Below are 18,300 nucleotides of genomic sequence, written 5' to 3'. Positions count from 1 at the left end.
AGCCTTCGGCTCTTCTCTTGCCAACATTGGACAGGTGTGGGTAAGCCTCTCCAATAGCGGTTTCCGGGGGGAAGGGTTGGGCATGCATACGGATGAGGCGTTTGCTCTGGCGCTGCAGCTTCAGGATGTGGGGCGTGGCAAGGAGGCCGACGAGCTTTACAGGAATATCCTGTCGGCAGATCCGCGCCACGCCGGTGTCCGCAACCAGCTCTACCATAACAACGTGCTGGGACTGCTGCACGGCATGACCCAGACCCTGCACGGCATGACCAAAACCCTGCACGGCATGCATATCCTGATGCTCAATCAGGCCATGATGCAGGCGAGGGCGGAGATCGCTGCGGTGCTGGCCGATCCGCGTTACGCCGACCCCAGGCGTCTGGAACGATCCGGCCACAAGATCTATTCCCAGAATGATGAAGACGGCATCATCGCTGAGATTTTCCGGCGCATCGGAACCGGGAACAAACTGTTCGTGGAATTTGGCTGCGGCTCCGGCGCCCAGAACAACACGCTGCTTCTGCTTCTGAAAGGATGGGGCGGCCTGTGGCTGGAGGGGAGCGACCGGCATGTCGAGCAGATCCGGCAGAATTTCAAGAGCGTGCTGGATGAAGGCCGGCTGAAGGTTGGCCAGCATTTCATCACGCGGGAGAATATCAACGATCTGATTGGCGGCGCCGGCATCAAAGGTGAGATCGATCTGATCAGCATCGATGTCGACGGCAATGATTATTACATCATGGAAGCGCTGGAGGTGGTTTCCCCCAGGGTCGTGGTCATCGAGTATAATGCCAAGCTGCCCGTGTCGGAGGCGCTGGTGGTGCCCTACCGCGCGGATTTCATGTGGAACGGCACCGATTATACCGGCGCCTCGCTGAAGGCCATGTGCAACATGGCCGCCCGTAAGGGATATTCACTGGTCGGCTGCAACATCACCGGCGTCAACGCCTTCTTCGTGCGCAACGACCTGTTGGGGGACCATTTCCAGGCGCCCTTCACGGCGGAGAATTTCTTTCAGCCGCCGCGCTTCCACCTGACTTCGATCGGCTTCGTCTATGGCCACCCGGCCAGCTTCGGGCCTTACGACCGGGTGTGATGGCTGGCCCATGGCCCGTGTCGGGCACCAGGCGGTCCATCCACCACATCGTCCCAGCCGTCAGGCGCTGTCAGGACAGGCCCACCGTCAGATCGCAGGTGGTTGAGCCGATGCCGCGGCTGAAGAACCGGATGACCATGCCGCCGGCATCGCGCACGGCCAGGACCTGGTTCTGGCCGGGACCCAGAGACAGCTGCCGGCCGGTGGCGGCCAGTGTGCTTTCGGTGATGGAATATTCCAGCACGCAGCGCTTGTTGCCCTTATTCTCGAACGTCACGTCACCGGGTCCGGGGATCTTGAATTCAAAGCTCTTGCCGATGTTGAAATCGACGCGGCCCTGGCAGGGATTGCTCTTCTGCACCTCGCACCCATACTCCCCCTGCGCGGGGCGCTGGATGGCCTGTTGAGCCAGACTGGCGGGGGCAGACAGCAGGCCGATACCGAGGGCGAGGCTGGCGATGGACAGGCGGGACATCCGGTTGGCGCTCCTTGATGGCGGCACGAATTCAAATAGGCCTGCCGCGCGGCGGCGGCAAGCCCGCCTTTGGATCGGCGTATCAGCTGACACGTTCGGCGGGGAAAAGTCTGGCGGGGTGGACCAGCTGATCCTGCGCGGCGATGATCTGCAATTCCCGCTGTCCACTGTCGCGCGTTGCCTTGAACACGGCGTAGATCGCGGATGCCGCATGCGACAGGGCCAGGGCGCCGTCGCCGGTTTCCAGGAACTTGGCCAGGAACAGGGCCGCCACGCAATCGCCGGCCCCGTTGGGTGGCGGCGTCAGGTCCAGGCGGGGTGTGACCACCAGGAAGGCCCCGATCGGCCCATCCAGCAGCATCTCGATCCGGTCGGCCGGTGCATCGGCGCGGGTCAGGCTGGTCACCATCACCCAGCGCGGGCCCAGGTCACGCGCGGCGCGGGTGGCGGCCAGGGCCGATGCCAGGTCGGTGACGGTGTGGCCGGTCAGATATTCCAGCTCGAACTGGTTCGGTGTGATGATGTCGGCCTGTGGCACGGCGCGGTCGCGGAAGAATTCCGGGATGCCCGGCCGCACGAAGAAGCCGCGCCCCACATCGCCCATCACCGGGTCGCAGCAATAAAGCGCGTCGGGATTGCCGGTCTTGGCCCGCGCCACGGCCGACAGCACCACATCGCCCAGCGTTGCGTCCCCCATATAGCCGGTCAGCACGGCGTGCAGGCCATCCATGGCGCCGCGTGCCTCCACCCCCGTCAGGACATCGGCGATATGGTCGGGCGGCAGCACCATCCCCGTCCAGGCGCCATAGCCGGTATGGTTGGAGAACTGTACCGTATTGACGGCGATCGCGTCGAAACCCAGCCTTTCTAACGGGAAAACAGCGGCCCGGTTGCCGACATGGCCGAAGGCGACATGGGATTGGATGGTCAGGATGGTCCGCAATTTGTCATCCTCTTGTTCCCTCTGACGCCGGGCTGGCGGCCACTGGCCTGCTGCGCCACGCAACAAAATCCATGCCACTGCACCCCTTCCTTGCTACGCCGTGCGGCGACAGGGCTGCAATGCCAAAAACGTGAGGGGGACACTGTGCGGCGCGTCACTGCCGATCCATGATCTTCGGCCCTCCCTTGGGATGCGATAAGGTACCCAATCCGGGTTAGCCCCAAATCATCAAGAGAGCGTCCGATGCGCAGTCTGCGTGATGCCAAAATCAAGACCCGCGTACTGATCGGGTTCGGGGTGCTTCTGGCCCTGCTCGTCGTGCTGACGGGCATCGGCGTTCAGAAGGTCAGCCTGATCAACGAAAGCCTGACCCAGATCAATGAAGTGAATGGCGTCAAGCAACGCTATGCCATCAATTTCCGCGGCTCCGTCCATGATCGCGCCATTGCGTTGCGCGATGTGGTGCTGGTCAAGGACATGGCCATTGTGGAGACGATCGTCGGCGATATCCGCAAGCTGGAAGCCGCCTACACACAGTCGGCCAGGAACATGGATGCCATGTTCGCCACCCGCAAGGACATCATGCCCGAAGAACGGCAGATATTGAATTCGATCAAGGAGATCGAGGCCAAGACCCTGCCCGGCATCAACCGCGTCATCGACCTGCACAAGGCCGGACAGACGGCTGAGGCGCAGGAATTGCTGCTCAGCACCGTGCGCCTGGACCTGACGGAATGGCTGGCCCGCATCAACCGCTTCATCGACAAGCAGGAGGCCGACAATACCCTGATCGGCGGCGAGACCCGGGCGCAGGCGCGCGGCTTCTCAGAACTGATGCTGATCGTCTGTGCGGTCTGTATGGTGGTTGGGGTCGGCATCGCCTGGTGGACGGTGGGGTCGCTGGCGCCGCTGCGCCGCCTGACCGATGCTATGCTGCGCCTGGCCGATGGCAACCTGCAGACCGAGATTCCGGCCAGCGTTGCTGCCAACGAGGTGGGCGAGATCACCCGTGCGGTCGAGGTGTTCAAGCATAACGCCGTCGAGGCCGATACCCTGCGCCGCGAGCAGGCTGCCGCTGAACTGCGGGCGACGCAGGCCCGCAAGGTGGAGATGCAGGCCCTGGCCCAGCGGTTCGAGGATGAGGTGAGCGCCGTGGTCGCCGCCGTCGGCACCTCGTCGGACCATATCAAGCAGTCCGCCGAGCTGCTGCTGACCACGGCCGGCAGTGCCGAGGAGCGGGTGGACACGGTCGAGTCATCGGCCAGCCAGGCCACGGACAATGTCCAGGCCGTGGCCACGGCGGCGGGCCAGCTGGCCTCCTCCATCCAGGAGATCGCCCGTCAGATCGAGGAAAGTGCCACCCGGACCCGCCGTGCGGCTGAACAGGCCGATCACACCAACAGCATCGTCGATGGCCTGTCGACCAAGGCGGAGCGTATCGGCGACGTGCTGGGTCTGATCAGCGACATTGCCAGTCAGACCAATCTGCTGGCGCTGAATGCCACCATCGAGGCGGCGCGGGCCGGCGACGCCGGCAAGGGTTTCGCCGTGGTGGCATCGGAAGTCAAGATCCTGGCGGCCCAGACCGCGCGCGCCACCGACGATATCGCCCAGCGCATCGCCGAGATCCAGAAGGCCACGGGCGATGCGGTAAAGGCGATCAAGGAGATCGGAGCCACCGTTGCCCAGGTGAATCAAATCTCCGCCTCCATCGCGTCCGCCGTGGAGGAACAGAACGCCGCTACGACGGAGATCGCCCGCAGCGCCCGCCATGCATCGGACGGGGTGGATACGGTGACCATGGCCGTGGTCGACGTCCGCCGGGGCACGGCACAGACCGGCGCCGAGTCGAAGCAGCTGCTGGGGGCATCGGCCGAACTGAGCGGCCATGCCAGCGCCCTGCATGCCCAGGTGGACCGGTTCCTGGCTTCGGTGCGCTCAGGCACGTGATGTCGTCGCGGGTTGGCCGTCACTCCACCCCGAACAACCCCAGCTGCCAGCGCATCTCCGCCTCCGTCATCGGGTAGTCCACCCCGTGGCGGGCGTTCAGCAGCTTGGGCGGCGGCAGGCCGGATTTCAGCTGCAGCAGGCGGGCGCAGCGCATCGACAGCCCGGCCCGCCAGGCCAGGGCGGTAATGGCGCGGGCACTCTGCGTGTCGATCACCCGCTGCACCAGGTCGGCCGGCAGGTCGGCGCGCAGGGCCAGCGCCTCGCGTACGAAGGGCTTGTCGCCCCAGGACAGCGCGTCCCAGATCGCCGCCTCGTCCAGCTTGCCTTCCGCCTTCATCCGGGCGGCCTTGGCGTCGGGTGGCTCTCGCTTCACATAATCGCGGGCCCAGTCCAGGCGGCGCTGGGTGACGGCCACCACCTCCTGCCGGTCCTGCTTGTCGAAGCCCTGGCCGGCCAGCTCGCCCCGGATACTGTCCTCCACGATGCGGGCCAGCTTGCCCAGCAGGGTGGGGGGCAGCAGCGGCTTGGCCGTGGCCTTGTTCAGGTCGATGGTCGCCAGCGGCTTGGCCACCATGCGCGACATGGCGCCATCCGACAGCGACGCACCGGGATTGGCCAGCAAGCTGGCCGTGGCCACGGGATCGCCCGCCGCCGCCACCGCCTCCGCCACCGGGGCGGAAACGCGGTCGCGCCGGGCGATGGCCTCCAGCACCCAGGGCACCGGCTGGGCCGCGATGATCGCGACGATTTCCTCATCCGCCAGGTTGACGCAACCGCGCAGGATGGGCTCCGCCACCTCCCGCGCCACGTCGCGGGCCAACTGCGCGATCAGGCCGGGCGGGGCGGACGCCACGTCGCGCAGAGCCCCGGCCAGGGCAGCACGCACCCGCACCACCTGATCGGCGGCCAGCATGGTCAGCGCATGATGGGCCAGATCGCGAATGGCCGTATGTTCGGCCCCCGACAGGTGCGGCAGGGCGCGGGCCAGCTTGCGCGACAGTAGCACGCGAACATCGGTGTCCAGGTCGCGCGCCAGACGCGGAGCGGCCTGCACCGGCGTTTCGGCGCGGAAGGCGACGGCGCGGCGGACCAGCGCGTCATCATCATCGGCCAGGTAATAGAGCAGTTCCGGCGGCGTTTCCGGCTGCAAGGCCAGTTCGGCGCGCTGTGCCGGATCGCGGCTGGCCGCGATTTCCTTGGCCCGTTCATAGGCTTGGGGCCCCAGCTTGGGGTCTGGCCGGTCGGTCATCGCGGGGGACGGCAAGGCGGGGCGGGGTGCGGCATGGCGCCACGATCCCTTATCCGTCCCCGGCTTTCAACCCCTCGCTTTCGCACCTTCTTCAACGGTGAAACGCGGCGGCCGGCTAAAACTGCAACATCGGCGTGTCATGATGCGTCTGCTGCGTTGCAGCGAGGATGGATCCCCACCCCGGAGTTCGCGATGCGCCGTCCCCTCCTTGCCATTTTCAGCCTTGGATTGACAGCACTGGGTGCCGTCCTGGTGCCAATCGCGCCGGCGTCGGGGGAACCACTTCGCCTGCGTGCCGATGCCTGGTGCCCCTATAACTGCCAGCCCGGAGCCGAAAAGCCCGGTTATATGGTGGAGATCACCCAAAGGGTGTTCGCCGATCATGTGGATTACCAGCTGATGCCCTGGAGCCGGGCGGTGGAGGAGGCGCGGAGCGCCCGCATCGACGCGGTGGCCGGCGCCACCGCGGAGGATGCCGAGGGGCTGGTGTTCGGCAAGGAAAGCATGGGCATCACCACCAATGTCATCATCACTCGTCGCGGGGAGAAATGGCGCTATGCCGGGCCGCAGAGCCTGGAGGGCAAGCGGCTGGCCGCCGTTCTGGACTATTCCTACAACGAGGCGTTGGACACCTATATCCAGGCCCATGCCGATGACAGCAGCCGGCTGGAGCTGGCGGCGGGTGAGGATGTCACGGACCAGAACCTGAAGAAGCTGCTGGCCGGCCGAGTGGACGCGGTGGTGGAGGATATGAACGTCGCGGAATTCGCCCTGGCCGCCCAGGCCATGGACGGGCTGGTGGAGATACAGGCCATCGATGGCGGCACGCCGCTTTACGTGGCCTTCGCGCCGGGCGGGGAGAGTGCGGCCAATGCCGAGAAGCTGGATGCCGGCATCGTGGCGTTGCGCAAATCGGGCGAGCTGTCGCGCATCCTGGCCCGGTACGGTCTGGGCGATTGGGCGCCTGTCATGGCCAACGCACGGTAATTTTATTTATGTTCCCTCAAGCGCCGGGCGGGCGCATCCGCGCCCTTGGCTTACGCGCCACGTGGCGCGGGCCGGCAGTCGCCGGCCTTTAGCGGCGCAAGGGGGAGCGGGTCAGCTGCCGTAATTGCTGATGATGCGGGTTGTGCTGCCGTCGGCCTGCATGCCCAGCATCACGGCGTTGAAGCGGGTGATGGTGGCCGGGTTGATGCCCGACGCGCGGCTGAACAGGGCGAAGGCCTTGTGTTCGTTGATGAACATGGGATGCACATCGATATCGTCGCGCATGGCCATCTGTTCGGCGCGGTCAATCGCGATCCGGTAGCCGTCCAGGAACCCGTCGATGCGGTCGCGCAGCAGCATGGCCATGGCGCTTTCCCCGTTCTGAACGGTGACGATATTGTCGGCCAATGCCCCGCTGCGGGCCAGATCTTCGAACTCCTGGCTGTATTTCGTTCCCGAGGTGACGGCCAGGCGGAAGCCGGTGGCAGCCAGCTCCGTCAGGCTGTTGTACGGGTAGCGCTTGATATCGCCCTTGCGCACGATCAGGACGTTGCGTCCCTCCCGGATGGGCTGGGAGAAGATGCCGAACGCCTCCCGCTCCGCCGTGCGCGCCACGCCGACAATGGCATCGGCCTTGCCTTCCTGTACCAGCAGCACGGCACGGGCGCGCGGCGCCAGTTCCCAGTCGATGGTGCACGGCATGCGACGCGCGGCCTCCATCACCAGCTCAATATCGATGCCGGTGGGTTTGCCATCCGGTCCCAGCGTCTGGTAAGGCGGAAGTTCCGCCCAGACGAACTGCATGTGGCAGGCGCCGATGCCTTCCGCGGCCGCAGCCGGTAGCCCGGCGGGCAGCGCGAAAAGGGCCGCAAGGGCGGCCAGCAGGGGACGGACCGACGTTTTCATGGTCGTTACAAATTCACACGGATATATTTAAAATGTAACGACCAATTTCGGCATGCCCGACCATGCCACAAGGCAGGGTCGTTGATGCCGCACTTGCGAAGAGTCTGGGCTGCCGTTACCTCTTCCGGGTGGAAGCCCTTGACCTTGCTGATGATCGCGCCATGACCGACGGCCCCCTTTCCGTCTACCGCGCCCGCCGCGGCACCGGCACGCTGAAGGCCGACCCGGCGCAGGAACTGGCGGCGGAGAAGCTGGAAAGCCTCTGGCACGCCCTGAAGGATTACCGCCCCTCCTCGGGACAGACGGGCTGGCGCGCCCGTTTCGGCCTGACCCGGCGCCCCGATCCGGCGCCGCAGGGCCTGTACATCTATGGCGATGTCGGGCGCGGCAAGTCCATGCTGATGGACCTGTTCTATGAGACCGCCCCGGTGGAACAGAAGGTCCGCGTGCACTTCCATGCCTTCATGCTGAACGTGCATGAGCGCATCCATGCGCTGCGCAGCGAAGGCCGCGCCAAGCCCGGCGAGGAGGTGGTGGAGGTGGCGAGGGAGATCGCGGCCGAAGGCTGGCTGCTCTGCTTCGACGAGTTCCATGTCACCGACATCACCAACGCCATGATTCTGGGCCGGCTGTTCACCGCCCTGTTCGAGCTGGGCGTGGTGGTGGTGGCGACCAGCAACTGGCCGCCGGAAGACCTCTACAAGGACGGTTTGAACCGCCAGCTGTTCCTGCCCTTCATCGCGCTGCTGAAGGAGAAGCTGGACGTGCTGCATCTGGCGTCGGCGCGCGACTATCGTCTGGCGCGGCTGATGGGGGCCAAGGTCTATCATTACCCGCTGGGTCCGGCGACGGCCGAAGCCATGGCGCAAACCTTCGCCGACGTGACCGATGGGGAGGCGCCGGTATCCACCTCCCTGACGGTGCAGGGCCGCAAGGTGGAGGTGCCGCGCAGTGCCAAGGGTGTCGCCTGGTTCACCTTTGACGAGCTGTGCGCGCGGCCGCTGGGGGCCGGCGACTATCTGGCCATCGCCACGCATTACCATACCGTCCTGATCGACATGGTGCCGCGCCTGCCCGAGGCCCTGCGCAACGAGGCCAAGCGCTTCATGACGCTGATCGACGCGCTGTACGAGCATAAGGTCAACACCATCATCGCGGCGGAGGTGGCGCCCGAACGCATCTATGCCGAAGGCAGCCACGCGTTCGAGTTCCAGCGCACCGTCAGCCGCATGATGGAGATGCAGGCCGAAGATTATCTCGCGCGACCCCACCTGACCTGAACCCGGGAGAGAGGCCCATGACCGAGGTCCGCAAACGCTCCGTCATGATCGCCGGCCACCCGACCAGCGTGACGCTGGAGGAACCGTTCTGGGAGGCGCTGAAGGAACTGGCGGCGGGGGAGGGGGTCTCCGTCAACAGCCTGATCGAACGGGTGGACGCTACGCGGACCGGCAACCTGTCCAGCGCGCTGCGGGTGCATGTGCTGGCGGCGGTTCGGTCGGCCCCTACTTCTTGAAGAACGCCGCGGCCGCTGCATGGACGTCCTGCTTGTCCTTGATGGCGGCCTTGATGCGGACAATCTCCGCCTCCAGCGCGGCGTGATGATCATGTGGGTCACTATCGATTGGCTGGCTGTGGGAGTGGCATCTGGTCAAAGGACTGCGCGGTCCTGTCCAGGGCCAAACACACGCAGAATCCGTACATTACCCGCCGTCTCAGTCTCGCCTGTGTCGGGATCAACGTCGTAGAGGACGCGATAACCATCGACAGGAACCTCGCGGACGCCATCATGGTTGCCCACCGGCCAGGCGACAGGCTTTAATTTGAGGTCGTGTATAGCTTTGCGGATATTATGGAGTTTTTTCCTTGCCCGCTCCCCGGCGCCGGGTTGGCGCAACCATCTCCGGATCGCGGCAAGGTCACGTAGCGCGAACCGAGAATAGTCCAGCTCTCTGGGCAAAGCTGTTCATCTCCGTAACGCGGGGCGCCCATGGACTGCAGGCAGCGGCAATTCCTCGTCGCCGTCAAGTGCCTCCAACCAAGCTTCGACCTCGGCACTGTCCATGTAAAGGCCTTGCGCGAATTCCGCGCGCGCTTGATCAAGCAGCACCTTTTCGTGCGCGATACGGCTTGCCCGGCTTGTCGTGGTCTCTGTCGATGCAGCCCGTCGCGTTGGCTGGATCAGCGTGGGAATTGAGTTCGCCATTCGCAACCTCCTGACAAGAACATAAACCGGATGGCGTTTGTCCGCCACGATCTTAACATCCTATTTCTTAAAGAACGCTGCCGCCGCTGCGTGGACATCCTGCTTGTCCTTGATGGCGGCCTTGACGCGGACAATCTCCGCTTCCAGTGCCACGATGTAGTCGTTCAGATCGTCCACGGACAGGGTGGCCAGTTCCAGCGGCTTGGACACTTTCTTGGTGGGCAGCAATTCGTCCAGGTCGAAAGCCATCGGGTCTCTCCCTATCTTTGTCTTGGGGGCCATTCTGCTGTATCAGCCGGATGACCGCCACCCCCAAGCGAGAGGTACCCCTGCCATGACCCTGCCCGCCACCATGCGCGCCGTGGAGATCACGCAACCCGGCGGACCGGAGGTTCTGGTGCCCGCCACCCGGCCCGTGCCCATGCCGGCAGCGGGGGAGGTACTGATCAAGGTGGAGGTCGCCGGGGTCAACAGGCCAGATGTGGTGCAGCGTCAGGGTCTTTATCCGCCGCCGCCGGGTGCTTCCGACCTGCCGGGGCTGGAGGTGGCGGGCACCATCGCCGCCCTGGGCCCCGATGTCGCCGGCTGGCGGGTGGGCGACAAGGTCTGCGCGCTGCTGGTTGGTGGCGGCTATGCCGAATATGCCACGGCTCCGGCCGGACAGGTGCTGCCCGTGCCGGACGGTTTGGACATGGTGCAGGCGGCAGCATTGCCGGAGACTTTGTTCACCGTCTGGACGAACATGGTGGAGCGGGCGGGGCTGACGGCGGGGGAGAGCTTTCTGGTGCATGGCGGCACCAGTGGCATCGGCACGATCGCCATCCAGATCGCCAAGGCCCTGGGCGCCACGGTGTTCGCCACGGCGGGCGGGGATGAGAAGGTGGCGGCCTGCCGTGAGCTGGGCGCCGATCATGCCATCGACTACAAGTCCCAGGATTTCGTCGCGGTGGTGAAAGAGGCGACGGACAGGCGCGGCGTGGATGTCGTGCTGGACATGGTGGGCGGGGACTATGTGCCCCGCAATATCGACTGTCTGGCCATGGATGGCCGCCATGTCACCATCGCCTTTCTGCGCGGGCCCAAGGCGGAACTGAACCTGGCGCCGGTGATGATGAAGCGGCTGACCCTGACGGGGTCGACCCTGCGCAGCCGGTCGGCAGCGCAGAAGGCGGCGTTGGCGGCTGCCGTCAAAGCCCATGTCTGGCCGATGGTGACCGCCGGCACGGTTCGGCCGGTGATCGCCAGGATTTTCCCGTTGGAGCAGGCGGCCGATGCCCACCGGCTGATGGAAAGCTCCGCCCATATCGGCAAGATCATGCTGCGGGTGTAGTTGGACCGCACGGATCGTTGAAAGAATCCCGTGGCTTGTCGCGTGACGGAACGCTATAGGGATAAGGGTCGTTGACTTGTCCGTCCGGTTGGCTGCGCGGGGCCCCTCCCGCGCGCGACGGGCGGCTTTTGCGTTCACGGATCGATTTTCCGCCGGTTTCAGCCCGGCGAAGCGTTTTTGAGGAGGAAGCATGGCACTGCCCCTGATGCCGAAGGCCACCGCCGTCTGGTTGGTCGAGAACACCAGCCTCACCTTTGAGCAGGTCGCGGAATTCTGCGGCATGCATGAGCTTGAGGTGCAGGCCATCGCCGATGGCGAGGTGGCGGTGGGCATGGTCGGCCGTGACCCGGTTGCCGGTGGTGAGCTGACGGCCGAGGAGATTGCCCGGGTCGAAGGCAATCCCAACCTGAAGCTGCGGATGCGCCATCAGGATCTGCCGCAGCCGGTGGCCCGTTCCAAGGGCCCGCGCTATACGCCGGTCACCAAGCGCGGTGACAAGCCCGACGCCATCGCCCACCTGATCAAAGCGCATCCGGAACTGTCCGATGCGCAGATCTGCAAGCTGATCGGCACGACCAAGCCGACCATCGCCGCCGTGCGCGACCGCACCCACTGGAACGCCGCCAACATCAAGGCGCGCAACCCGGTGCTGCTGGGCCTGTGCAGCCAGCGCGAGCTGGATGCCTCCCTGGAGAAGGCCCGCAAGGGTCGTCCGGAACCGGAAACCCCGGAGATGGATGCCGAGGACGAGGATCTGGACCCGACGCTGGCGGGGGACGATCAGGAAGACTGATCGGCACCCTATGCCGTTGCGGAATTGGCCGGCTGCCCAGGGGCAGCCGGCCTTTTTATTTTTCGGCGGCGTTACGATATCCTGCGCACCGATCAAGGCCAGACCAGGGGGATGCGGCAATGACACAATGGTTCTTCCATGATGATGACGAACGGGTGGGCCCGCTGGACGGGCAGGCGGCGCTGGATTATGTCCGCGCCCATCCCGACGCCTTCTGCTGGCGCAACGGCATGGCCGAATGGCTGCCCGTGCGCGCCGTGGCCGAACTGTCGCCGCAGCCCAGCCCCTGGGGCGGGGCCGGCGCCCCGCCGCCGCCGCCGCCGCGTGGTGGCGGCCGTTACGGTCGCGCCGACCAGATCGATTTCAAAATCCACGGGCAGGAGATGCAGTTCGTGGAGGTCGAGCTGGACCCCGGCGAAAGCGCCATCGCCGAGGCGGGCGCCATGGTCTACAAGGACGCGCCGGTGGAGATGCACACGATCTTCGGTGACGGTGCCGAATCGGGCGGCTTCCTGGACAAGTTGATCGGGGCGGGCAAGCGCGTGCTGACCGGGGAAAGCCTGTTCACCACCGTGTTCACCCATTCCGGCCGGGGCGGCAAGGCCCGCGTGGCCTTTTCCGCCCCGTTCCCCGGCACCATCCTGCCCCTGAACCTGGCCGATCTGGGCGGCGGGCTGATCTGCCAGAAGGACAGTTTCCTGGCGGCGGCCAAGGGCGTGCAGGTGGGCATCCATTTCCAGCGCCGCATCCTGACGGGTCTGTTCGGTGGTGAAGGCTTCATCATGCAGAAGCTGACGGGCGATGGCTGGGTCTTCGCCCATGTCGGCGGCGCCGTCATGGAACGGCAACTGGCACCCGGCGAGGTGCTGCATGTCGATACCGGCTGCGTGGCTGCCTTCACCCCCGATGTTGATTTCGATCTGGTGCAGGTGGGTGGCGTGAAGTCGGTACTGTTCGGCGGCGAGGGCCTGTTCTTCGCCACGCTGCGGGGGCCGGGTCGCGTCTGGATTCAGTCTCTGCCCTTCTCCCGACTGGCGGGCCGCATGCTGTCGGCCGCGCAGCCGGGTGCGGGCAAGGGGGAGGGCAGCGTGCTGGGCCCCCTGGGCGACATCGTCATGGGGGGCAAGCGCTGATCCGTTCGGGGATACCGGCTGGGCGCATTCTTTCCGTGGGCTATCCGGGGTAGATACATACGTATAGATGTTCCAACGGATAGCTTGCGGACATGCGTGCATCGCGACAGGCTGGGGCATCGGTTTGGCCTTCGGGGCAAGCCGGAACTCCCGGTTTTGACAAGGACGCCGCAATGGGCATCGTTATCCCTTTCATCCGCCGACCCAACCCCATGGATGGCGCCGTTCTGCTGGCGGATCGTCTGGTGGATGCGACGGCGGCGCTGCCGCAACTGGTGACGGCGGTGGACAGTATGGGGCGCACGGCCGAAAGCCTGTGCCGCACCCTGCAGGGCGGCCTGACGGCGATGAGCAGTGCCTTCGATCAGGCGCTGACGGTCAATCGCGCCCATCAGCGCCTGCAGCATGCCGCCCTGGCCGCCATCGATCTGGCCGCCACTGACCCCGAAGCTGCCGCGACGCGGCTGGCCGAATTGCGTGTTGATTATGCCCGGCTGTCGGCCACCGCGGGCCATCGGGCCCGGTAAGCCCCCCGATCAATCCATCGACACCCCATCCTGGGAACGGCCGCCACGGAGAATGCGGTTGATGACGATCATGTCGGGCCTGACATGACGGGTGGTGGTGATCCGTCGTCATGGGCAAACATATCCTGACGCGGATTTACCACCTGCCGCATTACACACCGTTCACCTGAATTCCATTGGCATTCCATCTTCCCCGCGCCACAGTACGGGCAAATTGGCCCTTTGCCGGGAGGAACACGACCTCGTGACCCAGAATCCACGTCCCGCAACGTCCCGCCGCCGCTGGCGCGGGCTGGCCGCCGGGATGGCGCTGTCGGCCCTGGCGGGTCTGACGGCGGTGATGCCCGCCGCGGCCCGCGTCTTCGATCCGGAGACCTTCACGCTGAAGAACGGCATGCAGGTGGTGGTGGTGAACAACCCCCGCGCCCCCGTCGTCAGCCACATGGTCTGGTACAAGGTTGGATCGGCGGATGAGGTGCCGGGCAAGTCCGGCCTGGCGCATTACCTTGAACATTTGATGTTCAAGGGCACGGCGACGATGAAGCCGTCGGAATTCTCCCGCACCGTGGCCCGCAATGGTGGCCGCGACAATGCCTTCACCGCCTATGATTACACGGCCTATTTCGAGAACATCGCCCGCGACCGGCTGGAACTGGTCATGGGGATGGAGGCCGACCGTATGGTCAATCTGCGCCTGACGGACGATATCGTCCTGCCGGAGCGCAAGGTGATCCAGGAGGAACGCCGCCAGCGCACGGAGAACGAGCCTGCCTCGCGCCTCTATGAACAGCTCTACAGCCTGCTGTTCGTGCATCATCCCTATGGCACGCCGATCATCGGCTGGATGCATGAGATCGAGCAACTGACGACCCAGGACGCGCTTGATTTCTACAAACGCCATTATGCGCCCAACAATGCCATCCTGGTGGTGGCGGGCGACATCACGGCCGCCGACCTGAAGCCGCTGGCCGAAAAGACCTATGGCAAGATCAAGCCGGTCAAGGATATTCCGCCCCGCGTGCGGGTGACGGAGCCGCCCACGGAGGGTGCGCGCCGCATCACCCTGACCGATGACCAGGTGCGCCAGCCCAACTGGACCCGCATCTGGAAGGCGCCGTCCTATTCAGCGGGCGAGAAGCAATATGCCAGCGCCCTGGAGGTGCTGGAAAACATCATGGCCGACGGCGCCACCTCGCGCCTCTACAAGGCATTGGTGGTGGACCAGAAGGTTGCGGCGGGCGTCAGCCTTTCCTACAACCCCAACGCATTGAACCTGGGCACGCTGTCCATCTCCGCCACCCCGGCTCCCGGCCAGGATGTGGAGGCCGTGGAGAAGGCCGTGGATGCGGAACTGGCCCGGCTGCTGGCCGGCGGGGTGACGGATGCGGAGGTGGAAGGGGCCAAGGTGCGCCTGCGCCGCGACGCCATCTTCGCCCGCGACAGCCTGCAAGGTCCGGCCTATGCCTTCGGTGTCGCGTTGACCACGGGCCAGACTGTGGCGGATGTGGAGGCCTGGCCCGACCGCATCGCCGCCGTGACGCGTGAGCAGGTGGAAGCCGCCGCCCGTGCGGTGCTGAGCCAGGACAGCCATGTCACGGGTATCCTGATGCCTGCCGCCATCGCTGCCCCGGTTACCGCTTCCGCCCCGGCTCCGGCCGCCCCTGCCGCCAAGCAGGGGGGCACCAAGTGATGGATGCCATGAAGATGATCCGCCGCACGGGCGCGCTGCTGCTTACGGCATTCGCCCTTGCCTTCACCAGCCTGCCCGCCGCCGCCGTCGATATCGAGAAGGTGGTCAGCCCCGGCGGGGTTGAGGCCTGGCTGGTGCGCGACGCCAAGAACCCCATCATCGCCCTGCAATTCACCTTCGAGGGCGGGACGGAGCGCGACCCGGCGGAGAAGCTGGGCTTGGCCGTGATGGCCGCCAGCACCATGGATGAGGGGGCGGGCGACCTGGACAGTCAGGCGTTCCAGGGCAAGCTGGATGATAATTCCATCACCCTGTCCTTCAGCGCCGGCCGCGACGGGTTCGCGGGCCAAGTGACGACGCTGCGGGAGACGAAGGACACCGCCTTCGACCTGCTGCGTCTGGCGCTGACCAAGCCCCGCTTCGATGCCGAGGCGGTGGAACGCATCCGCAACCAGCTGCTGACCAGCCTGCGCCGGTCGCAGGCCGATCCCAATTACTGGGCGCAGCTGGCCTTTGGGGAGACCGTGTTTCCCAGCCATGTCTATGGCCGTCCGCAACGCGGCACGCCCCAGACCCTGGCTGCCGTCACCCGCGATGATCTGGTGGCTTTCGCCCGCACGCGCCTGGCACGGGAGGGGCTGAAAGTGGCGGTGTCGGGTGACATCACTGCGGCGGAGCTGGCGCCACTGCTGGACAGCCTGTTCGGCTCCCTGCCGGCCAAGGCCGATCTGGCGCCGGTGGCTGACATCAAGGCCGCCGCCGCGGGTAAGACCATCCTGGTTCCGCGTCCCATACCGCAGACGGTGATGATCCTGGCCCATGGCGGGCTTGACCGGTCCGATCCGGACTGGTACGCGGCCACCATCCTGAACTATGTGCTGGGTGGCGGCGGCTTCTCCTCCCGCCTGATGGACGAGGTCAGGGAAAAACGCGGCCTAACCTATGGCATCGGGTCTTCACTGCAAAGCTATGACCATGCCAACCTTGTCACCGTCAGCGGCTCCACCGTCAATGAAAAGGCGGCGGAGGCCATTTCGGTCACGAAACAGATATGGGCTGACGTGGCGACGAATGGCATCACCGAGGCCGAGCTGAGCGATGCCCAGACCTATCTGACCGGTTCGTTCCCGCTGCAATTCACCAATAACGGCGCCATCGCCGGCCTGCTGCTGCAGGTGCAGCGCGATAACCTGGGCATTGACTATCTGAACAAGCGCAACGACCTGCTGAACGCGGTGACCATTTCGGATGTGAAACGGGTGGCGGCCCGCCTGCTCGATCCGACCAAGCTGACCACCATCCTGGTGGGCCAGCCCACGGGCATCACGCCGGACGCGACGCTGTACAAGCCGTAAAGCAAAAAAGGGCGGGGCGATATCATCGCCCCGCCCTTTCTCCATTAACGTGATGATGCTTATACCCGTTCCCGGTGATCGTGACCGATCACCGGGCCTCAGTCGCCGGCGCCCACATCCGTGGGCTTGGCTACGCGGCACGGGCCGCGCGGCGGCGGTCGCCGCCGAACCAAATCCCGATGAGTCCAACTCATCGGGATTTGGTATTACGCCCGCTTGGCACCGATATAGGCCACGTCCGGGCGGGCCATGTCGTGGTCGGTCAGGGCGATCGGGTATTCTCCCGTGAAGCAGGCGTCGCAATATTGCGGCATGTCGCCATCGCGCTTGGCATGGTTCAGTGATTTGTAGAGGCCATCCAGGCTGATGAAGGCCAGGCTGTCGGCATTGATATAGTCGCGCATCTCATCCACCGACATACGGTGGGCCAGCAGCTTCTCCTTCTCCGGCGTGTCGATGCCGTAGAAGCAGGCATTGTTGGTCGGCGGGCTGGAGATGCGCATATGCACTTCCTTGGCACCGGCATCGCGCATCATCTCCACGATCTTCACCGAGGTGGTGCCGCGCACGATGCTGTCATCGACCAGGATGATGCGCTTGCCCTCGATGAAGTGCCGGTTGGCATTGTGCTTCAGCTTCACGCCCAGGCGGCGGATCTTGTCCGTCGGCTGGATGAAGGTGCGGCCGACATAATGGTTGCGGATGATGCCCAGGTCGAAGGGGATTTTGCTCTGTTCGGCATAGCCCAGTGCCGCCGGCACGCCCGAATCCGGCACCGGGATCACCAGGTCGGCATCGACATGGCTTTCGATGGCCAGCTGCGCGCCGATCTTCTTGCGCACGCCATAGACGGAGTGGCCTTCCATGAAGCTGTCGGGCCGGGCGAAATAAATATACTCGAAGATGCAGAACTTGGACGCAGTCTGCTGGAATGGACGCAGGCTCTGCACACCGTTCTTGTCCAGCACCACCATCTCGCCCGGCTCGATATCGCGGATATAGTCAGCGCCGATAATGTCCAGCGCCACCGTTTCCGATGCCAGAACATGGCTGTCGCCGACACGACCCAGCACCAGCGGGCGCACGCCATAGGGATCGCGCACACCCACCACCTGATCCTTGGCCATGCAGACCAGGGAATAGGCGCCCTCAACCTGGCGCAGCGCGTCGATCAGGCGCTCAATGACGCCGCCGAAGCGGCTGGTGGCCATCAGATGGATGATGGTCTCCGTGTCCGACGTCGATTGAAACAGGCAGCCGCGGCGCACCAGCTGGCGACGCAGCTGCATGGCATTGGTCAGGTTGCCATTATGGGCCAGCGCGAAGCCGCCGAACTCAAACTCCGCGAACAAAGGCTGCACGTTGCGCAAGGACCGTTCGCCGGTGGTGGCGTAGCGGACATGGCCGATGGCGATGTCGCCGGTCAGGTTGCGCATCACCGCTTCGCTGCCGAAAATATCGCCGACCTGACCGAGCGCCCGGTGCTGCGGGAAATCCTGGCCGTCGAAGCTGACGATGCCAGCCGCTTCCTGCCCGCGATGCTGAAGCGCATGCAGGCCCAGCGCCACCAGGGCCGCCGCGTCCTGGGGACCATACACGCCGAAGACGCCGCACTCCTCGCGCAGCTTGTCGTCGTCGAAGGGATGGGTCGTCAGCATGG

20 protein-coding genes are annotated in these 18,300 nt (G+C 65.2%); 11 read left to right on the top strand and 9 right to left on the bottom strand.

Annotated features, from left to right (window positions below):
• Positions 1–82: 82 nt before the first annotated feature.
• The gene (locus AC1Q7F_RS21350) at positions 83–1,096 is read left to right on the top strand and encodes a hypothetical protein (protein WP_492510561.1); all 1,014 of its coding nucleotides are present in this window, start codon (positions 83–85) and stop codon (positions 1,094–1,096) included.
• A gap of 70 nt (positions 1,097–1,166) precedes the next feature.
• On the opposite strand, the gene AC1Q7F_RS21345 is transcribed toward AC1Q7F_RS21350, so the two are convergent.
• Both AC1Q7F_RS21345 and pdxY read right to left on the bottom strand, forming a co-directional pair.
• Positions 1,167–1,571: a hypothetical protein gene (locus AC1Q7F_RS21345; protein WP_492510560.1), complete on the bottom strand. Its 405-nt coding sequence runs from the start codon at positions 1,569–1,571 to the stop codon at positions 1,167–1,169.
• Between the two features lie 82 nt (positions 1,572–1,653).
• A complete protein-coding gene (gene pdxY, locus AC1Q7F_RS21340) occupies positions 1,654–2,514 on the bottom strand; it encodes a pyridoxal kinase PdxY (protein ID WP_492510559.1) in 861 nt (286 codons plus the stop codon).
• 243 nt (positions 2,515–2,757) lie between these two features.
• Between pdxY and AC1Q7F_RS21335 the strand changes: the two genes are divergently transcribed.
• Positions 2,758–4,464, top strand: a complete 1,707-nt coding sequence (locus tag AC1Q7F_RS21335; RefSeq protein ID WP_492510558.1) for a methyl-accepting chemotaxis protein — start codon at positions 2,758–2,760, stop codon at positions 4,462–4,464.
• A 19-nt stretch (positions 4,465–4,483) separates the two neighbouring features.
• Here the strand turns inward: AC1Q7F_RS21335 and AC1Q7F_RS21330 are convergent, their stop codons facing one another.
• On the bottom strand, positions 4,484–5,713 hold the full coding sequence (locus AC1Q7F_RS21330; RefSeq protein WP_492510557.1) for a DUF2336 domain-containing protein: 1,230 nt from the start codon (positions 5,711–5,713) through the stop codon (positions 4,484–4,486).
• A gap of 192 nt (positions 5,714–5,905) precedes the next feature.
• Between AC1Q7F_RS21330 and AC1Q7F_RS21325 the strand changes: the two genes are divergently transcribed.
• On the top strand, positions 5,906–6,700 hold the full coding sequence (locus tag AC1Q7F_RS21325; protein WP_492510556.1) for a substrate-binding periplasmic protein: 795 nt from the start codon (positions 5,906–5,908) through the stop codon (positions 6,698–6,700).
• 111 nt (positions 6,701–6,811) lie between these two features.
• Here AC1Q7F_RS21325 and AC1Q7F_RS21320 read toward each other — a convergent pair whose 3' ends face one another.
• Positions 6,812–7,606 carry a substrate-binding periplasmic protein gene (locus AC1Q7F_RS21320; protein ID WP_492510555.1) on the bottom strand — a complete coding sequence of 265 codons (795 nt, stop codon included), beginning with the start codon at positions 7,604–7,606 and terminating at the stop codon, positions 6,812–6,814.
• A 161-nt stretch (positions 7,607–7,767) separates the two neighbouring features.
• Between AC1Q7F_RS21320 and zapE the strand changes: the two genes are divergently transcribed.
• The gene (gene zapE, locus AC1Q7F_RS21315; RefSeq protein WP_492510554.1) at positions 7,768–8,886 is read left to right on the top strand and encodes a cell division protein ZapE; all 1,119 of its coding nucleotides are present in this window, start codon (positions 7,768–7,770) and stop codon (positions 8,884–8,886) included.
• A gap of 17 nt (positions 8,887–8,903) precedes the next feature.
• Positions 8,904–9,122, top strand: a complete 219-nt coding sequence (locus AC1Q7F_RS21310) for a ribbon-helix-helix domain-containing protein (protein WP_492510553.1) — start codon at positions 8,904–8,906, stop codon at positions 9,120–9,122.
• On the opposite strand, the gene AC1Q7F_RS21305 is transcribed toward AC1Q7F_RS21310, so the two are convergent.
• From AC1Q7F_RS21305 to AC1Q7F_RS21290, 4 genes are read right to left on the bottom strand one after another with little or no spacing between them, the layout of a single operon-like run.
• Positions 9,112–9,261 carry a DUF1192 family protein gene (locus AC1Q7F_RS21305; RefSeq protein ID WP_492510552.1) on the bottom strand — a complete coding sequence of 50 codons (150 nt, stop codon included), beginning with the start codon at positions 9,259–9,261 and terminating at the stop codon, positions 9,112–9,114. The genes AC1Q7F_RS21310 and AC1Q7F_RS21305 overlap by 11 nt on opposite strands.
• Positions 9,258–9,566, bottom strand: a complete 309-nt coding sequence (locus tag AC1Q7F_RS21300; RefSeq protein WP_492510551.1) for a type II toxin-antitoxin system RelE/ParE family toxin — start codon at positions 9,564–9,566, stop codon at positions 9,258–9,260. Before AC1Q7F_RS21300 ends, AC1Q7F_RS21305 begins: the two co-directional genes overlap by 4 nt.
• A gap of 6 nt (positions 9,567–9,572) precedes the next feature.
• The gene (locus AC1Q7F_RS21295; RefSeq protein WP_492510550.1) at positions 9,573–9,860 is read right to left on the bottom strand and encodes a hypothetical protein; all 288 of its coding nucleotides are present in this window, start codon (positions 9,858–9,860) and stop codon (positions 9,573–9,575) included.
• A 12-nt stretch (positions 9,861–9,872) separates the two neighbouring features.
• On the bottom strand, positions 9,873–10,061 hold the full coding sequence (locus tag AC1Q7F_RS21290) for a DUF1192 domain-containing protein (RefSeq protein WP_492510549.1): 189 nt from the start codon (positions 10,059–10,061) through the stop codon (positions 9,873–9,875).
• An 85-nt stretch (positions 10,062–10,146) separates the two neighbouring features.
• Here AC1Q7F_RS21290 and AC1Q7F_RS21285 point away from each other — a divergent pair, with 85 nt between their 5' ends.
• The 6 genes from AC1Q7F_RS21285 (at position 10,147) to AC1Q7F_RS21260 (ending at position 16,640) form a co-directional block, all read left to right on the top strand.
• The gene (locus AC1Q7F_RS21285; protein WP_492510548.1) at positions 10,147–11,142 is read left to right on the top strand and encodes an NAD(P)H-quinone oxidoreductase; all 996 of its coding nucleotides are present in this window, start codon (positions 10,147–10,149) and stop codon (positions 11,140–11,142) included.
• Between the two features lie 190 nt (positions 11,143–11,332).
• A complete protein-coding gene (locus AC1Q7F_RS21280; protein ID WP_492510547.1) occupies positions 11,333–11,935 on the top strand; it encodes a DUF1013 domain-containing protein in 603 nt (200 codons plus the stop codon).
• 119 nt (positions 11,936–12,054) lie between these two features.
• Positions 12,055–13,068 (top strand): TIGR00266 family protein, encoded by a 1,014-nt coding sequence (locus tag AC1Q7F_RS21275; protein ID WP_492510546.1) that lies wholly within the window; start codon positions 12,055–12,057, stop codon positions 13,066–13,068.
• 173 nt (positions 13,069–13,241) lie between these two features.
• Positions 13,242–13,595 carry a hypothetical protein gene (locus AC1Q7F_RS21270; RefSeq protein WP_492510545.1) on the top strand — a complete coding sequence of 118 codons (354 nt, stop codon included), beginning with the start codon at positions 13,242–13,244 and terminating at the stop codon, positions 13,593–13,595.
• A 244-nt stretch (positions 13,596–13,839) separates the two neighbouring features.
• Positions 13,840–15,285, top strand: coding sequence for a M16 family metallopeptidase (locus AC1Q7F_RS21265; protein WP_492510544.1), 1,446 nt, complete (start codon positions 13,840–13,842; stop codon positions 15,283–15,285).
• Positions 15,285–16,640, top strand: coding sequence for a M16 family metallopeptidase (locus AC1Q7F_RS21260; RefSeq protein WP_492510543.1), 1,356 nt, complete (start codon positions 15,285–15,287; stop codon positions 16,638–16,640). Before AC1Q7F_RS21265 ends, AC1Q7F_RS21260 begins: the two co-directional genes overlap by 1 nt.
• A gap of 206 nt (positions 16,641–16,846) precedes the next feature.
• Here the strand turns inward: AC1Q7F_RS21260 and purF are convergent, their stop codons facing one another.
• The gene (purF, locus tag AC1Q7F_RS21255) at positions 16,847–18,298 is read right to left on the bottom strand and encodes an amidophosphoribosyltransferase (RefSeq protein ID WP_492510542.1); all 1,452 of its coding nucleotides are present in this window, start codon (positions 18,296–18,298) and stop codon (positions 16,847–16,849) included.
• Positions 18,299–18,300 lie beyond the last annotated feature (2 nt).

The sequence above is a fragment of the Niveispirillum sp. GW835-FHT14G11 genome, assembly GCF_058793615.1.
Note: the sequence above shows the minus strand (reverse complement) of the source record. Positions and strands in the feature narration are given on the sequence as shown.

Excerpts from the sequence above, each read along its gene's own strand:
- AC1Q7F_RS21320 (WP_492510555.1), bottom strand. The coding sequence starts at position 7,606 with ATGAAAACGTCGGTCCGTCCCCTGCTGGCCGCCCTTGCGGCCCTTTTC.
- AC1Q7F_RS21325 (WP_492510556.1), top strand. The coding sequence starts at position 5,906 with ATGCGCCGTCCCCTCCTTGCCATTTTCAGCCTTGGATTGACAGCACTG.
- AC1Q7F_RS21290 (WP_492510549.1), bottom strand. The coding sequence starts at position 10,061 with ATGGCTTTCGACCTGGACGAATTGCTGCCCACCAAGAAAGTGTCCAAG.
- AC1Q7F_RS21335 (WP_492510558.1), top strand. The coding sequence starts at position 2,758 with ATGCGCAGTCTGCGTGATGCCAAAATCAAGACCCGCGTACTGATCGGG.
- AC1Q7F_RS21330 (WP_492510557.1), bottom strand. The coding sequence starts at position 5,713 with ATGACCGACCGGCCAGACCCCAAGCTGGGGCCCCAAGCCTATGAACGG.
- AC1Q7F_RS21345 (WP_492510560.1), bottom strand. The coding sequence starts at position 1,571 with ATGTCCCGCCTGTCCATCGCCAGCCTCGCCCTCGGTATCGGCCTGCTG.
- AC1Q7F_RS21310 (WP_492510553.1), top strand. The coding sequence starts at position 8,904 with ATGACCGAGGTCCGCAAACGCTCCGTCATGATCGCCGGCCACCCGACC.
- AC1Q7F_RS21270 (WP_492510545.1), top strand. The coding sequence starts at position 13,242 with ATGGGCATCGTTATCCCTTTCATCCGCCGACCCAACCCCATGGATGGC.
- AC1Q7F_RS21260 (WP_492510543.1), top strand. The coding sequence starts at position 15,285 with ATGGATGCCATGAAGATGATCCGCCGCACGGGCGCGCTGCTGCTTACG.
- AC1Q7F_RS21350 (WP_492510561.1), top strand. The coding sequence starts at position 83 with ATGCATACGGATGAGGCGTTTGCTCTGGCGCTGCAGCTTCAGGATGTG.
- zapE (WP_492510554.1), top strand. The coding sequence starts at position 7,768 with ATGACCGACGGCCCCCTTTCCGTCTACCGCGCCCGCCGCGGCACCGGC.
- purF (WP_492510542.1), bottom strand. The coding sequence starts at position 18,298 with ATGCTGACGACCCATCCCTTCGACGACGACAAGCTGCGCGAGGAGTGC.
- AC1Q7F_RS21280 (WP_492510547.1), top strand. The coding sequence starts at position 11,333 with ATGGCACTGCCCCTGATGCCGAAGGCCACCGCCGTCTGGTTGGTCGAG.
- AC1Q7F_RS21275 (WP_492510546.1), top strand. The coding sequence starts at position 12,055 with ATGACACAATGGTTCTTCCATGATGATGACGAACGGGTGGGCCCGCTG.
- AC1Q7F_RS21285 (WP_492510548.1), top strand. The coding sequence starts at position 10,147 with ATGACCCTGCCCGCCACCATGCGCGCCGTGGAGATCACGCAACCCGGC.